Consider the following 14,681-nt stretch of genomic DNA (forward strand, 5'->3'; position numbering starts at 1 on the left):
AATCCATGCTTGACGACGTTGTTCTCTCGTGGTCATGTGGCAACCTCCTTCATTGGGTTGCCTTCATTTTCTCATGAATGGTTTGGACGTTGAAGGTGGGCTGGATTTGACGCTTACTTTGAACAGGATGATAAGTAAATTAAGCAAACGACATTTACAAGCAAAAATATAAGTTTATTTCTCACAATCCACCTCCGCAGGTAATTTTCTGACTACGCATAAAATTTAAGGATTAAACTATCTTCCCAATAGTTCAAAGAAATAGGGTAAGAACGTTCCTGCGCCTTCACTTGAGCTTCGTCCTCCTCAATATATTACCAAATATTAATTAAAGAACATATGAGCGTAAGGTTGTAGTGCGCTAAACGTAATTAGATTTAGATATGGCTATATATGGTGCTACAAGATGTCAAAATGTCATCGATTTAGAGATGAATGCTATCACCAGACATATTTCTGTAACAACATTTGTGAAACTAATCACATACAAATGCAGTGACGATATTTATACTTAGCTTAAACGAAGAGATAAGTATATTATCCTTATTAATTGGGAGGGAATCTTTATGAATCTGACCGCAATAACGGATTATAACGAATCAGTTCCTGCTCATCCAACAGAATTCTATGATATGGTCGAACGCTTGAAAGCAGAACGGAAGGAATTAATCGACCTTCTGACTCAAATCGAAGAAAAGGCTCAAGCAATATCCGGTATATCGAATAGAGATGACCAGCTTCAGTCATTTAGAGATTTGCTAGCGGCCAATAATTTCTTATTTAAGACGATCAAAACCTATGCGAATCAGCAGAGGAAAGAGGTATATCCATTTTTGATCCAATATTTTAACATGAGCGCGGGTCCGAGTATACGTCTCTCCTTTTGGAAGTTGGAAAAGGATCTGGGGCTGGCTGAAAACGACATGGAATCTTTTATGGACTCGATCAATTCTTTAACCTTTACGGCTGATGCCAAACCGCTCAGCGTTATTTTGGTACAGTTAGCTCAGGCGTGCCGACTCATGAGAGAGTATCTCAGAGAGGACGATTTACTGATTACTCCCTTAGCGGAAAAGGTTTTGACTGATATCGATTATTTGTATTCTTAAAAACTTTCCGATTAGAACGAGAATTTGTGAAGAGAGGAGATTGGCAATGGCAAAATTAATAAACACGATGGATATTCAAAATCTATAATACGGATGAATATGGTCATGAGAATATTGTTTCCTATTTGAAAAAAAGCGATATGTTTCCTCATACTGCATTATGCGATAATTCGTTGTACCCCTCTTCGGCAGCGTGCATTATGCAGACAGTTTTATTGATTTTGCCCATCAAGCCGCTCGAAAGCTTTCTACTCAAAAACACAACGGCTGCTTTCAAGGTGATGCGTGTCTTATGCGAGCGAATAAACGATCTGCAAAGAGAGAAACAGCAGCTCACCGGACAAGATACGCAGCATCGTGGGCAAATGTTTTTGTTAAAACTCGCAGAAAATGATGGAACGCCTTTGAATGGTGGGCTTCGAATCGGTATTCCAATGTCACGTGAATATTTTGCCGATACGATTGGTGGCACAAGAGAGACAGGGAGCCGTTTTCTGAAGGAGCTGCAAAAGGAAGGAATTGCGGATATGAATCGTTCGGGATTCGTAATTCACGATGTAGAGTCGTTAAAGCATTGGAAGGAAACCTGACGCTTGGGAGGTTATGTAATTGAAAACGCTATTAATTAAAAAAGAAAATGCAGGGAAATCGGAAGCCGATTGGCAAAATCTATCCATGGTTGGATTAATCAATAAGGTTATGTTAGGCAATCACCTTTTTCTAAGAACCGAACTTCCGCTGCTCGGTGAATTAACGAAAAAGATCATGTGTTTGCACGGAAATAAACATGAAGAATTTATTGAGCTGCATCGACTTTTCTGCTGCTTGAAGCATGAATTGGAGCAGCACCTTTTTGACGAGGAAGAATTGTTTTTTCCTTTTATTATTAAGTATGAGAAAACGAACTCAATCGATGCCCTCGAACAAGCGCAGCTATTCATTGACAAACTGGAGACAGACCACAACCTTGTGAGTAAGATTATGAAACAAATGAGACAGTTAACATCAAATTATACGTTACTGGGAGATATTTGCCGAACCAGTGCCTTAACCTTTGCTAGGTTTAACAAGCTAGAGTCGAATATAGAAGATCATATTCATATAGAGAACCGTTATTTATATCCAAGGATCAAAAATTATTGACTGTACGTATAGGCCTGGCAAAAAAAATGCCGGGTTCTTCTCCTAAACAATTAATTGGAGGAACCCGGGCTATATGGGGTGAAAGTTAGCTTTGCGTTACGATTTCACGGTAGAGGAGAGGCTGCTAATTGCCTCTTCTTTTATTCGTTTGCGTGTATTCCAGTCAAATCGCCGCGCGTTGCTCCAGAAGTTGAATTCTCCTGTATAGTAGCCTTCCTTATCAACATGCAGCTTTTTGCGGGAAATCATTTTGACGTAACCGATTACGCGGCTGAAGGTAGCGATATCATCGCTGTCGCAAACAGGGCAGGCTTCTATGTTTTTCCCATCCTCCGCAACGATTTGCTGGCCGCAGTCAAGGCAGCTTGTCAAGGTTGGAGTCAACGTAATATATTGGATCGGCTTATCGAATATTTTTTTCAAATAATCGGACAAGCGTTCAGGCGAAAGCTTGCTTTCCAGGAAATGATGCAGAATGCTGCCTGAAGTCGCGTAGGCTTGAAATTCGGCGCTATTTTCAATTTGCCGCAGGAAATCGTCTTCGCTGAACGGGAGCATGCAGCCCGATGTCAAATAAACGTTTTCTCCAGTCCCTTGAACGAAAATATCCCGATTGTTTCGACTTGCCCATTTCACATCGTGTCTGGCCAACTTAATGGCCGCGTTCTCTCCGGGAGCATATTCAATCCCGCATGCGACCTTGTCTCTGACTATGAATTCATTGATTTTGTCGGTCATAAACTGCATGATCCGATGTGCCAGCCGCTTGCCGCTCTCGTTGCTCATGCCGCCTGAGTAACCGATATTAATAAGTCCTTCATGCATGCCGGTAACGGCAAATACGTTGAAATAGTTGGATAAATCCCGATTTAAGGCAAAAAAGGTCGGATAAAGTTCTTTATTCCGTTCAATCCACGCCCGTTTCGCCATATGACCTTCCTGCATCGTATTCATCAGCTCTTCGATTTTGGAAAATAACAATTGCTCATGATGTCCGTATTCCATCAGCACCCGGTTCAGGTTCATATTCAACACCTGCACGGCACCGGTTGAACCGGTTGAGCTGCCAAATATGCCGCTGCCTAGTCTGGACAGCACAGACAAATCGATTTGAAGTCTGCAGCATAAGCTGCGGCTAACTTCCGGATCCCGAGGTTTAATATAGGGATTGAGGCGGCGATAGGTTTCATTCTGGAACGGTTCCGTTCGGAAGTTTTCGAAATAAACCCCGCCCCAGCGGTACATGCCGTCCAGCATTTCGAGAAACAGCCTGTTGTTATAATCGAAATCGTCGTCGATGGGTACGGTTAGAAGCGGGAACGTGAACGGGAGGCCGGTCCCGGTGCCCTGCTTCATCACCTCAATTACGGCCTTATTGATTCTATCGAAGTACTCGGAAGGAATATCGCGGTAACAGATGTTAAGCGGCTCTCCGCCAATCACGATAAAATCATTCTTGATTTCGTCCGATGGTTTGCCGAATTCCAGCGTAATGTTGGTGAAAGCCGATTGCGATCCGCCGCGCAAAGGCATGTTCATTTCCCAAATGAGGCTTTGGAACATTTGCTGCAGTTCTTCGGCGGTGAAACGCCGTCCTTTAAGCGTTTCCTCGAAATACAAATAGGAAGCGGATATCGTGGTCATTTGCGACAACATAACGGCACCGGATACCTGCTGCGACATCAGTACAATGATGTTGCTGAAATGTCTGAGCAGTGTTTCAAGCTTTTTGGTCGGATGGGAGGACATCATATTTTTCGCAAGCGTAGGAATCCCGCTGGTAGCGATGTCTTTGCATGCCACGCTTAGGCAATAGGGACTTAATTGTTTATCATGTATGTAGACGACGCCTTCGCGGTACAGCTCGGTCAATTTAGCCGGCAGAATGTGCTGCAGTAAATATTCTTCTTCAGCAAAGTTGGTCAGATTGTGGCGCAATAAAGGCAATGAATAAACGTAGTTGCTGTTTTCCCGTTTTAAATAATCGGCTTGCTTGGATTCAGATGCGGAAGTGAAGGTTTCAATAATATCCGTGGACTGACGAAACATGATAATCCTCCTTCAATTTTCAATGAAATTGTTACTCGGTCTGCGTTGGGTGATAGGGATTCAGGCAATAGGGGACGATGCTGTTGTGCTTGGTTTTCAAATCATTGACATACGTTGATATTTGTTCGAAATATTCATCGCTAAGCAGCGGATAGCGAACGGTTCTTACTTGACTTAATGCGCTGTTGTGAAGGATGACGGTTTCCACAGACTCGAGAATATCGAGGCAAAAGCGTTTGGAAGGGACGACGCCGATAACCGCTTCGAACACCTCCGGTTCATCCCTTGGATCCAAACAATGAAATGGCAGTTTCATATCGATATGAACGCCGTCAATTAAGTCATTGGCAAGCATGCTCTTCATTTTGCGCGGGAATGTGCCATTTGTGAACATGATGATTTTCCCTTTAAAAATATGACGCAACTCTCGAAGAAAACGCTCCATTTCAGAACTGTCGTTCACCAGAAACTCTCCTCCGCTGAACAGCACGGCGTCGAACATCCCGTCGCAGCCGGTCAAGCGGCCGAGAACCTGTTCTGCCGTTAAATGACGACCATCCGGTTTTCTCGCAATCAGTTCGGCGTCGTTATGACAGCCATAGCAGCGCATATTGCACCCGTTCCAAGCATGAATGAGCAAGGAGAGATGTCCGGGCAAATCATCGAACGTACGAATAAAACGGGGGTGAAAGGCAAGCATTCGATTCTCTCCTGTTATTAGAAATATCCGAGCTGGTCTTTGGCCTCTTCTGTCATCATACCCGGCGTCCAGGGAGGTTCCCACACCACATTGACTTCGACCTTGTTAAAGCCCATTTGACCTTGCAGGACATGCTTGACGCCCCCGGCTATCGTATCGTGCATCGGACAGCCCGGCGTGGTAAGCGTCATTCGGACCGCAACTTCATCATCCTTCCACTTCACGCCGTAGATAAGCCCGAGATCGACAATATTGATACCGAGTTCAGGATCGTAAACTTGCCGCAGCAGCCCGCGAACGCCTTCTTCCGACCTTTCATCCATCGTGCACCGCTCCTCTCTTCAAAAACTTACCGAGTAAATACAAGGGCAATTAATGAAATATATCCAAGTGAAAACAGGGAAAAGAAAATCCCTCCGATTAGAACGAAGCTCTGAAGGCTGAACGTGAAACCGGCAAATAAAATCAATAGCGAGCATGCGATTGCGCCTAAACCCGCATTTACCCCTTTCTCGCCGAGCAGATCAGCCATTGTCGGTGTACCTGGTCTTCCCACTCGAGCTCCGTACTTATGCGTCCACCATAGAAACGGTGCAATCTTGGACAAATAACATAAGATCATGAAGGCTACCCAGCCTGCCAGATAGATCCATCCGGAGACCGTTATAAATTCGGCGGTTAGAAGCTCTTGCGGGCGCAGCAACAAGTAGATCAGCATGAGGACTGCAGAAACGGCGAGAGCGCGGCAACTGTACACAGACCATAAGATACCGGCACCCGGGTGCCGCTTGTGGCGGTGCTTAAACACCTGCGAAATGAAAAGGTTATACGTAATAATGGCTAGCGTTATAAACAGCAGTGCAATCCATTTTGTCCAGAAGCCCCACCCCAGCAGAAAGGAGGCTGCGCCGGTTAGCACCCCTAGATTCCATAAGCCAAGCGTCGCATAGCTCATTCGGACAGGAAACCCATGCGCCAAATAGAACATCGGCAGCATTTTGTAGCTGAAGCCGGTAATGAGCATACCAAACCAGCCGAGGGTCCCTAACCAAATATGCGCGCCGAACAATCTCTCGTGCAGCAAGTTCCAGTCGCCTAAAGCAAAGTTTAATCCCATCGCCATTCCGGAGAGACCCGTCAGAACCAAATACAAGACGGCACAGGCTGTACTGATTGTAATCGCGTTCCATTGTGCGGCGCGAAGCAAGGTGACGGCCATGTTCCAAGCGAATAATAAGATGCCTATCAGCGTGAGCGTCGCAAAGCCCGCAATCCAGGATACATCACCTCGTATGAACCCGTACAGCAATCCGGACACGCCGAGAGTAAAGGCCGCAAAGTGGAAATAGGCGAGCGTTTCGCTGTATATTTTCGATTGTAAAATGACGTGAATGAGCTGATATACGGCACCCATGGCAATCATCGCGGCCCATCCCAAAATAATTAAATGGATGTGAAACCAGCCGGTTGGACCGCGGAGATCACCATTCATCCATCCTGCAAGAGACACAAGGGAAGAGACATGGAACAATACGAAACCAACGACTCCTGTGAATATGAACAGAAAGGGGAGACGTGACATGAGCTTCGCCCCCTTATCGTTTTTGTATAATGACCTTTGCCGAGCCGTCAGCATGATCTTCAATTTGAAAAGGATAGCCGAGGTTTTTTAATTCCTCGATCAGAAAGACAGGTACTCTGTCATTGTGAATGATGATTTCATCGCCAGGCTCGCTTTTATCAAGCGCATTTAGTGTGCGAATCATAGGCTGCGGCGGTTCAAGCCCGCGGTTATCCAGCTTTATTGTTCTTTTGTCGCGGTCCTTCGGTGCTTCCGGTTTATGCTGGAAGTCATCCTCTTCAGCCTGCCCAAACGCTTTAACGGCCTCTAAACTTTTTTTGTTGCTCTTATGAACGAAGGTAACGATCCAATGATCTGTAGTTAACTGCTCGGTCTTATTCGCATACCCTCTCATCTTCAAGACACCCAGTAATGGAGTAGGCTTAAAGGTTGCATGAAGGACGAAAATATCATTTTTTTCCAATAGCTTAACTTGATCCATGATGACTTGAAAAGGTTCCAGCTTTTGCTGCAAATAAGGCCGCACATCCAGTTCGACTGTTCGTGGAGCGTTTGGCTGCATTTCATTTCACCTCCGGCTTCTAGACATATAGCTTGGCTTCCTCGTACAATCCCGTCATTCCTCCGTATAAGGCGTAAAAGAAAGAGTCTGGCGCGTCAAGCGAGAATGAGGTGTATTCCTTTGGGTCGATTCGAAGCATTCTCTCAAACAGAGCAGCGCTGTCGTACGCATAGAAGCAAAAGTACGTGTATTCGAACTCCGGCATTTTTTCAACTATCGTTACAATGTCATGAGCGAATTCGTTAATATGCTGCCGTGCATCCTTGATCATGGCAGTCGCGTCATCCAGCTTGACGGAAATCTTAATCGTTTTCTCATTGATAATCTCTATGCCGGCCATCTAACCACTCCCAATCTAAGCTGCTACAGCTTGCCGATTTTCACTTTGAACGTTTCCGGCCCTTTCTCGAGGTATTCCCAAGTGAACTGCTCTTTGTACATAGATTCAAACTGAAAACGCAGCGGCATGGGATCATGATCGTTGATTAAAAGCATAGCCTCGGATGGCTGCAGCTTATTAAAGGTTTCAAATATGACCTTGTGCTTCAATTGAGGCGGGTATTCTGTGGCATTGACGGAAGCGGTGAATAATGGTTGCATCGTGTATTCCTCCTGTGAAAGATGATTTTGATTACACCGTTATTATATAGGGATGAGGTAATCGGCTTTGTGACGCTCATCACAAATAGAAATATTTCTTAATGACCCCTAACAGCTTTACCATTGTCATTACCGTCATTAGTTACCCTCAAGATAGCAACAGCCCCTTTGGAAGCATGATTGAATTGATGGGTTACAATCGGGTAATCCCCCTCCTCGGTGACGGTTACTTCCACGACAGCACCGCCGCTGGCAGGGAGAATCAAGGTTTGAAGACCATAGAGCACATTTTTGGGATTCCCATCCAAATAGACACGGTCCATTACGGTGCCCGCGATATGAAGCGAACTTATTTCATTTGGGCCGGCATTGTTTACATAAAATCGAACCTTGTCTCCGACTTTCGCCAGAAACGGCTTTTCTTTTAATGTAAAGTCGTCTCCATTAAATACCACGTAGGATGGCTCGTCATTTAAGAACGATTCAAAGTCGTTTTCCTTGTACCATTCGCTTTGAACAATCGTGTACTCCCGATCAATCAGCTCGTCCGAAGGATAACCGTTTGTCGGCTCAACAATAATGATCCCATACATGCCGTTCGCGATATGCGACAAAACGGGCTTTGTTCCGCAGTGGTACATGAATACGCCCGGAGTATGGACCGGATACGTAAAGTTGCCCTTCTCATTTGGCATGACATCGATAAATTTGCTGCTTGGCGCAGCATGCACGGCGTGAAAATCCATCGAATGAGGGATCGCCGGGTCAAGATTTCTAAGCGTGAAGTTAAGCGTATCTCCTTCTTTCACCCGAAGAACAGGGCCGGGCACCGTTCCGTTAAAGGTCCATGCATTGTAATTGACGCCTTTCGAGATTTCGATATCCGTGATCTGCGCAGTCATTTCAATAGAAACGATGTTTCCGTCTCGCTTCACGACGGGCATTACTGGCGGTTGATTGATTTTGTGAATAACGGGGGTTGATTCAACCGTGACGATGTTTTCAGTGCCAGCGTTCATGCATCCTCCTAGAATCAAGATGAACGCGATCCATGCAAGGAGGCGTCTATTCCGTTTCGGCATTGCAATCATCCTTCCTTATTGAATAGGTGTTAATAAGTGAAAACATTCACAATATATCTTGCAGTTGGGGAACGTTGATAAATTTAATATAGGATAAGTCAGTTGTGTTAAGTGTGATGGTACTCACAGCAACAGCTTTATTTATTCATTAAGATGGTTTCAGTTTTTAATTGCAGCGAGAGGAGGAGTAGGATGAAGACTTTAATAACCGAAAGAGACTACAAGGAGAATCCATTCATCGTGATATGGGAAGTCACTCGGGCATGCGCCTTGAAATGTCTGCACTGCCGGGCGGAAGCGCAGTATAGAGCGGATCCGCGTCAGCTGTCTTTCGAGGAAGGAAAGAAACTTATTGATGAAATTGCCGGGATGGATCATCCTTTATTCGTATTTACAGGCGGAGATCCGCTTATGCGTCCCGATTTATTCGAGCTAGCCCAGTATGCTATCGAAGAAAAGGGGCTGCCTGTTTCGATGACGCCGAGCGCTACGCCAAAGGTTACCCGCGAAGCGATACGTAAAGCCAAGGAGGTCGGATTATCGCGGTGGGCCTTTAGTCTTGACGGCTCAAGCGCAGCCATTCACGATCACTTTCGCGGCACGCGGGGATCTTATGAGCGGACGATGAAGGGCATCGAATATTTGAAGGAGCAGAAGATACCCATTCAAGTAAACACAACGGTATCGGTTTATAATCTTCACGATCTTGAGGCAATTGCGGAGAAGGTCAAGGATATGGGGGCTGTGCTTTGGAGTTTGTTTTTCCTGGTGCCGACTGGACGTGCGTTGAAGAAGGATATGATCACTGCCGATCAGCATGAAGAGGTGATGAAATGGTTGTGCCAATTGGGGCAAAAAATGCCTTATGGCGTGAAAGCGACGGAAGCGCCTCATTACAGAAGGGTATTTTTGCAGGAGAGCAAGCGGTTAGGCGAAAGGATAGCCCCAGGCGGGGAGAAACGAATGGATATGCTCGGACGCGCTCCCAAAGGCGTCAATGACGGCGACGGATTTGTTTTTATAAGCCATACCGGCGATGTGTATCCTAGCGGTTTCCTGCCCGTTGTTTGCGGCAATGTCAGAGAGCGGTCTTTAACGGAAATTTACCGGGACTCCGCGGTTATGAGGCAGCTGCGCGACAAATCGCTGTTAAAGGGCAAGTGCGGGGTGTGCGAATTCAAGGAAATATGCGGGGGTTCGAGGGCTAGAGCCTATGCGGTTACCGGAGATTACCTGGAAAGCGATCCTTATTGCGCCTATGTGCCGAAAGCATTTCAACAACAAGGCAGTTTGCAGTCGATCTAACATGAATCTGATAAGGTGGTGGAAGGCATGCAGTATAAAAAGCTTTGGTTAGCATTATTCTTGGTGTTCGCAATTTCATTCGCGGTGCTGCTGTATTACGGAGGAGAAATTATTCAGGAGAAGCCTCCGATTCCGAGTCAAGTCATATCGGAGGAGGGAGATGTCGTTTTCACAAGAGATGATATTTTGGATGGACAAAATATATGGGAGCGAATGGGCGGTCAGGAGATCGGGAGTATTTGGGGGCATGGATCCTATGTCGCACCGGACTGGACGGCAGACTGGCTGCATAGACAGCTCGTTTGGATGACTGATCAATGGTCGGAAGAAAAGTATCAAATGCCGTATGACCAGTTGTCCGAGGAACGGCAGGCTGAAATTAAAGCAACGTTAAAGAGAGAAATCAGAACGAACACTTATAATGAAGCGAAAGATGAAATTGTCATTTCCGGCCTTCGAGCGGAGTCTATCGAGGTTGTGGGTGCGTATTATTCCAAAGTATTCGGCAACGATCCGTCCATGGCGGAGTATCGCGAGCAAATTGCGCTGCCGGCAAATACGGTCGGCTCTGCGCAAGATCGGGAAAAACTGATTGCCTTCTTCTGGTGGGCCACATGGGCGACTTCCACGAATCGGATCGATTCGGATATTACGTATACTAATAACTGGCCGGGCGAGCCTCTCATCGATAATGTGCCGACGAATTCGTCCATTATGTGGTCCATATTAAGTGTCATTTTGCTAATAGCCGGAGTGGGCGCTCTTGCTTGGTATAACGCCGTTCAGAAAAGCAAGGAAACGAACGAGCATGAACATATACCGGATAAGGATCCGCTGCTCAAAGTGAAAGTAACGCCTTCCATGCGGGCGACGCTCAAATATTTCTGGATCGTAACCGGCTTGATCGTCGTTCAGGTTGGACTAGGAGCGATCACCGCTCACTATGCAGTAGAAGGAAACGGATTTTACGGCATCCCTCTGGACAAATGGTTTCCTTACAGTGTAACGCGAACCTGGCACCAGCAATTGGCGGTGTTCTGGATTGCAACTGCATGGTTAGCAACTGGTCTGTACATTGGTCCCGCCATCTCTGGACATGAACCGAAATACCAGCGTTTTGGGGTGAATTTTCTATTTGGCTGTTTGCTGCTGATCGTCGTAGGGTCCATGGTTGGAGAATGGATGGCAGTCAAGGGCTATATTACGAGTGCAACCCATAATTTTTATTTTGGCCATCAAGGGTACGAATATGTAGATTTGGGACGCGCATGGCAGATTTTCCTGACGGTTGGCTTGTTCTTATGGTTCTTCCTCATGGTTAGAGCGATATGGCCGGCCCTGAAGAAGAAAGGGGAAAGCCGACATCTGCTTGTATTATTTTTAATTGCTTCGATTGCCATTCCCGCATTTTATATTCCCGGCTTAATGTGGGGGCCGCAAACTCACTTAACGATCATTACCTACTGGCGATGGTGGGTTGTCCACTTATGGGTGGAAGGTTTTTTTGAAGTGTTCGCCACGGTTGTTATTGCGTTCCTCTTCACCAGAATGGGTTTAATTCGAACGGCGTCTGCAACGGCGACAGTGCTGTTCTCAACCGTTATTTTTCTGGCAGGCGGCATTATCGGCACGTTCCATCACTTGTACTTCGCCGGCACGCCAATCGGAGTATTGGCATTCGGGGCCTCTTTCAGCGCACTGGAGGTAGTTCCGCTGCTGCTGATTGGATTTGAAGCCTATGAGAATATGAGGCATGGTCAAGCAAAGCCATGGGTAACGCGATATAAGTGGCCTATTTACTTCTTTGTAGCCGTATCCTTCTGGAATCTTGTCGGTGCGGGCCTGTTCGGTTTTCTGATTAACCCGCCGATTGCGCTTTACTATATGCAGGGGCTGAACACAACCGCTTTGCACGCGCATGCCGCACTGTTTGGCGTATACGGCATGCTTGGGATCGGGCTGATGCTGTTCTGCTTGCGTGGATTAACCGGGGAAAATGCTTGGAAAACAAAGCTGTTGAAGTTTTCCTTCTGGTCGCTCAACATCGGACTCATGACGATGGGTCTTGCAAGTCTGCTTCCGGTCGGTATTTTGCAAACCTTGGCCAGTATGGAGCACGGAATGTGGTATGCCAGATCCGCTGAATTTCTTCATACGAGCTTGATGCAGAACCTTGTATGGCTGCGGGCTCTCGGGGACACGATCTTTGCGCTTGGGGTTCTGGGAATTGCCTGGTTTGTCATCGGCTTAAAGACAGGCAAGTCGTTGGTCGGCGGCAAGTAGTAATCTGGTTTTCCAATCCGAATAGGCTGTCCGGTTATGTGCCGGCAGCCCATTCATTCAAAGGAGGCAGATGGAAATGAAGAAAGGCTGGGCACTGCTTACTGTTTTCTACTTCCTTGTCACTGCTGTCTCAGGCAGTCTCATGAGGAGCATAGCGATCCTTCCGCTTCCTGCGGTCCGTTATGACCACCTGTTGCACGCCCATTCCCATCTAGCTTTGCTCGGTTGGGCTTATATGGCGCTGGTGCTGTTGTTTCTCGCACATTTCTTTACCTATAACGATAGAAACGGTCGGACAATAAAATGGTTATTAGGACTGACGCAGCTGACCGTCGTAGGGATGTTTGTCTCGTTCAGCTTACAAGGCTATGCCGTTTTTTCGATCGGTTTCTCGACTGTTCATATCCTTTTGTCTTACTGGTTTACTGTAATCGCTTGGAGACAATTGCGCCTGCAAGCGTCTAATATGTCCCATAATCCGACTTCTATCCTGTTTGCCAAGGGCAGCTTGATTAGCTTATCCGTATCCTCTCTTGGACCTTGGGGACTCGCTGCGCTTAGTGCAAATCAGCTTCAAGAAACTCCGCTTTATGATGCGGCTATTTATTTCTACCTGCATCTTCAATACAACGGCTGGTTCACGCTTGGCCTTATGGCGGTTTTACTGCGGATTTTCGAAGAAAAACGAATAAATTATTCCATACGGTCAGCAAAAGCAATGTTCTGGCTGTACGCCTGTTCTTTGCTGCCTTCCTTTCTATTATCCGTCATGTGGTTCAAGCCGGATAAAGGATGGTATGTCGCGGCAGCGATTGCCGCAATTGTACAGTGGATCGCCACTATCCTGTTCGGTATCGTGATGTATCAAGCGCGTTCGTCCTTGAAATCGGTCTTCGAGGGATGGGCGGGGAGATTTTTGGCTTTATCGTTGGCTGTTCTGCTCATTAAGGCGACGCTGGAGCTTGGCCCTGCCGTACCGGGATTATCGGCAATGATCTACGATTCGCGCAGTGTGGTTATCGGGTATTTGCATCTGACTTTACTTGGGTTTGTCAGTTTGATGTGCATGGCGCTTTTTATTCAGCAGGGGTGGATGGATGGGAAGCGGAAAGCGGCAAAGATCGGATATGTCGTATTCCTCGTTGGATTTGGCGTTAATGAGCTTGTATTATTTTTGCAGGGCTTGTTCGATTGGATGGGACTTGGAGCTCTTCTCTACGGTAGAGAGTGGCTATGGGCAGCGAGTTCGGCAATGGCAATAGGCATATTCCTGTTCTGGAGGAAAGGAATGGCCGCACGCGGCTAGGGCGGCTGCCCTACTTGTGCGACCATTTTTTTAAAGCCTCGTAATCAAGAATCGTATAACCGGTTCGATTCGGCTCCAAGATGCCTTCCTTGCGAAGCTGATTGATTAACCGGTTAACGGTCTCTCTTGTTGTCCCGATCGTGTTGGCGAACTCTTGGTTGGTCATTGGCGCATCCACATGGACAACACCGTCTTTGACTATGCCATAGTTTTCAACAAGCTTCAATAAAAACAGCAATCCCCGATCCTGTACGTCGTGGCCCGTAATTTCCTGCAGCTTGTCCTGCAAGTCTCTGATTTTCCTGCTCATTACTCTCATGACCTTGATAGCGATCATAGGTGTATCCATAATAAGCTTCTCAAAGGACTGTATCGGGATGGCGAGCAGCTGGGTCGGGAGGATGGCTTCTGCGGTTGCGGGGTATGGAGTCTGATTAAAGAACCCGGTATGAGGGAACATGTCGCCCGTTCTAAGGAAAGATACGATATGCTCATGACCGTTCTGATCTGTTTTGAACGTTTTGACCAGCCCGTCTTGAATGAAATAGACGGCCTCCTTATTGCTTCCTTCCGTAAATATCGCTGTTCTTTTGCGGTAGCTTCTCTGGATAGAAATATCCCATATGCGCTCCAGCTCCTCCTGCGTCAAGTCTCGAAAAAGAGGAACCAGGCGCAGCGCTTCTATTTTTTCCTTCATTTTGTTAAGCGCATTTTTATTTGTCATATCAACACCTCCAACTGCACTCATTATACCAACGGGCATTTGGAATGAATGTGATTTCGGTCACTTTAACGGGAATGAAATCGTGCTACTTTAGAAGGGATGGCTAAGCTCTGGCATTTTGTTAGGCGGCTAACCTGGAAATCTAAAGCAGCATTTTAAAAAAGTGATAGGGCTCACAGTAGTGCTGAGGAGAGCTGACTATAATTGGCGTTATGAGGGTATAGTCAATAATCACC

At 46.4% G+C, this 14,681-nt stretch carries 15 protein-coding genes; 6 read left to right on the top strand and 9 right to left on the bottom strand.

Annotated features, from left to right (window positions below; translation table 11 throughout):
• Window positions 1–566: 566 nt before the first annotated feature.
• From AC1TPC_RS21360 to AC1TPC_RS21370, 3 genes are all read left to right on the top strand, one after another.
• A complete protein-coding gene (locus tag AC1TPC_RS21360; RefSeq protein WP_482068824.1) occupies window positions 567–1,109 on the top strand; it encodes a hypothetical protein in 543 nt (180 codons plus the stop codon).
• A 200-nt stretch (window positions 1,110–1,309) separates the two neighbouring features.
• The gene (locus tag AC1TPC_RS21365; protein WP_482068825.1) at window positions 1,310–1,699 is read left to right on the top strand and encodes a Crp/Fnr family transcriptional regulator; all 390 of its coding nucleotides are present in this window, start codon (window positions 1,310–1,312) and stop codon (window positions 1,697–1,699) included.
• A 19-nt stretch (window positions 1,700–1,718) separates the two neighbouring features.
• Window positions 1,719–2,252: a hemerythrin domain-containing protein gene (locus AC1TPC_RS21370; RefSeq protein ID WP_482068826.1), complete on the top strand. Its 534-nt coding sequence runs from the start codon at window positions 1,719–1,721 to the stop codon at window positions 2,250–2,252.
• 96 nt (window positions 2,253–2,348) lie between these two features.
• On the opposite strand, the gene nrdD is transcribed toward AC1TPC_RS21370, so the two are convergent.
• The 8 genes from nrdD to AC1TPC_RS21410 all read right to left on the bottom strand — a co-directional run bounded on the left by nrdD (window position 2,349) and on the right by AC1TPC_RS21410 (window position 8,764).
• Window positions 2,349–4,301 carry an anaerobic ribonucleoside-triphosphate reductase gene (gene nrdD / locus AC1TPC_RS21375; protein ID WP_482068827.1) on the bottom strand — a complete coding sequence of 651 codons (1,953 nt, stop codon included), beginning with the start codon at window positions 4,299–4,301 and terminating at the stop codon, window positions 2,349–2,351.
• A 31-nt stretch (window positions 4,302–4,332) separates the two neighbouring features.
• Window positions 4,333–5,001: a radical SAM protein gene (locus AC1TPC_RS21380; RefSeq protein WP_482068828.1), complete on the bottom strand. Its 669-nt coding sequence runs from the start codon at window positions 4,999–5,001 to the stop codon at window positions 4,333–4,335.
• A 17-nt stretch (window positions 5,002–5,018) separates the two neighbouring features.
• Window positions 5,019–5,324 (bottom strand): metal-sulfur cluster assembly factor, encoded by a 306-nt coding sequence (locus tag AC1TPC_RS21385; protein ID WP_482068829.1) that lies wholly within the window; start codon window positions 5,322–5,324, stop codon window positions 5,019–5,021.
• Window positions 5,325–5,350: 26 nt separating this feature from the next.
• Window positions 5,351–6,583 carry a hypothetical protein gene (locus AC1TPC_RS21390; RefSeq protein ID WP_482068830.1) on the bottom strand — a complete coding sequence of 411 codons (1,233 nt, stop codon included), beginning with the start codon at window positions 6,581–6,583 and terminating at the stop codon, window positions 5,351–5,353.
• A 13-nt stretch (window positions 6,584–6,596) separates the two neighbouring features.
• The gene (locus AC1TPC_RS21395) at window positions 6,597–7,145 is read right to left on the bottom strand and encodes a DUF2249 domain-containing protein (RefSeq protein WP_482068831.1); all 549 of its coding nucleotides are present in this window, start codon (window positions 7,143–7,145) and stop codon (window positions 6,597–6,599) included.
• A gap of 19 nt (window positions 7,146–7,164) precedes the next feature.
• Window positions 7,165–7,485, bottom strand: a complete 321-nt coding sequence (locus AC1TPC_RS21400) for a hypothetical protein (protein WP_482068832.1) — start codon at window positions 7,483–7,485, stop codon at window positions 7,165–7,167.
• Window positions 7,486–7,508: 23 nt separating this feature from the next.
• Window positions 7,509–7,745, bottom strand: a complete 237-nt coding sequence (locus AC1TPC_RS21405; RefSeq protein WP_482068833.1) for a DUF2249 domain-containing protein — start codon at window positions 7,743–7,745, stop codon at window positions 7,509–7,511.
• Window positions 7,746–7,843: 98 nt separating this feature from the next.
• Window positions 7,844–8,764 carry a multicopper oxidase domain-containing protein gene (locus AC1TPC_RS21410; protein ID WP_482068834.1) on the bottom strand — a complete coding sequence of 307 codons (921 nt, stop codon included), beginning with the start codon at window positions 8,762–8,764 and terminating at the stop codon, window positions 7,844–7,846.
• 255 nt (window positions 8,765–9,019) lie between these two features.
• On the opposite strand from AC1TPC_RS21410, the gene AC1TPC_RS21415 reads away from it, so the two are divergent.
• The 3 genes from AC1TPC_RS21415 (at window position 9,020) to AC1TPC_RS21425 (ending at window position 13,721) form a co-directional block, all read left to right on the top strand.
• A complete protein-coding gene (locus AC1TPC_RS21415; protein WP_482068835.1) occupies window positions 9,020–10,132 on the top strand; it encodes a TIGR04053 family radical SAM/SPASM domain-containing protein in 1,113 nt (370 codons plus the stop codon).
• Between the two features lie 27 nt (window positions 10,133–10,159).
• Window positions 10,160–12,415 (top strand): nitric-oxide reductase large subunit, encoded by a 2,256-nt coding sequence (locus AC1TPC_RS21420; protein WP_482068836.1) that lies wholly within the window; start codon window positions 10,160–10,162, stop codon window positions 12,413–12,415.
• Window positions 12,416–12,491: 76 nt separating this feature from the next.
• On the top strand, window positions 12,492–13,721 hold the full coding sequence (locus tag AC1TPC_RS21425) for a hypothetical protein (protein ID WP_482068837.1): 1,230 nt from the start codon (window positions 12,492–12,494) through the stop codon (window positions 13,719–13,721).
• A 10-nt stretch (window positions 13,722–13,731) separates the two neighbouring features.
• On the opposite strand, the gene AC1TPC_RS21430 is transcribed toward AC1TPC_RS21425, so the two are convergent.
• A complete protein-coding gene (locus tag AC1TPC_RS21430) occupies window positions 13,732–14,445 on the bottom strand; it encodes a Crp/Fnr family transcriptional regulator (RefSeq protein WP_482068838.1) in 714 nt (237 codons plus the stop codon).
• Between the last annotated feature and the right edge of the window lie 236 nt (window positions 14,446–14,681).

It is taken from the genome of Paenibacillus sp. Y280, from assembly GCF_056786335.1.

Coding starts and splice junctions, on each gene's coding strand:
- AC1TPC_RS21395 (WP_482068831.1), bottom strand. CDS start 7,145: ATGCAGCCAAACGCTCCACGAACAGTCGAACTGGATGTGCGGCCTTAT.
- AC1TPC_RS21400 (WP_482068832.1), bottom strand. CDS start 7,485: ATGGCCGGCATAGAGATTATCAATGAGAAAACGATTAAGATTTCCGTC.
- AC1TPC_RS21420 (WP_482068836.1), top strand. CDS start 10,160: ATGCAGTATAAAAAGCTTTGGTTAGCATTATTCTTGGTGTTCGCAATT.
- AC1TPC_RS21380 (WP_482068828.1), bottom strand. CDS start 5,001: ATGCTTGCCTTTCACCCCCGTTTTATTCGTACGTTCGATGATTTGCCC.
- AC1TPC_RS21405 (WP_482068833.1), bottom strand. CDS start 7,745: ATGCAACCATTATTCACCGCTTCCGTCAATGCCACAGAATACCCGCCT.
- AC1TPC_RS21365 (WP_482068825.1), top strand. CDS start 1,310: ATGCAGACAGTTTTATTGATTTTGCCCATCAAGCCGCTCGAAAGCTTT.
- AC1TPC_RS21430 (WP_482068838.1), bottom strand. CDS start 14,445: ATGACAAATAAAAATGCGCTTAACAAAATGAAGGAAAAAATAGAAGCG.
- AC1TPC_RS21410 (WP_482068834.1), bottom strand. CDS start 8,764: ATGAACGCTGGCACTGAAAACATCGTCACGGTTGAATCAACCCCCGTT.
- AC1TPC_RS21390 (WP_482068830.1), bottom strand. CDS start 6,583: ATGTCACGTCTCCCCTTTCTGTTCATATTCACAGGAGTCGTTGGTTTC.
- AC1TPC_RS21360 (WP_482068824.1), top strand. CDS start 567: ATGAATCTGACCGCAATAACGGATTATAACGAATCAGTTCCTGCTCAT.
- AC1TPC_RS21425 (WP_482068837.1), top strand. CDS start 12,492: ATGAAGAAAGGCTGGGCACTGCTTACTGTTTTCTACTTCCTTGTCACT.
- AC1TPC_RS21415 (WP_482068835.1), top strand. CDS start 9,020: ATGAAGACTTTAATAACCGAAAGAGACTACAAGGAGAATCCATTCATC.
- nrdD (WP_482068827.1), bottom strand. CDS start 4,301: ATGTTTCGTCAGTCCACGGATATTATTGAAACCTTCACTTCCGCATCT.
- AC1TPC_RS21385 (WP_482068829.1), bottom strand. CDS start 5,324: ATGGATGAAAGGTCGGAAGAAGGCGTTCGCGGGCTGCTGCGGCAAGTT.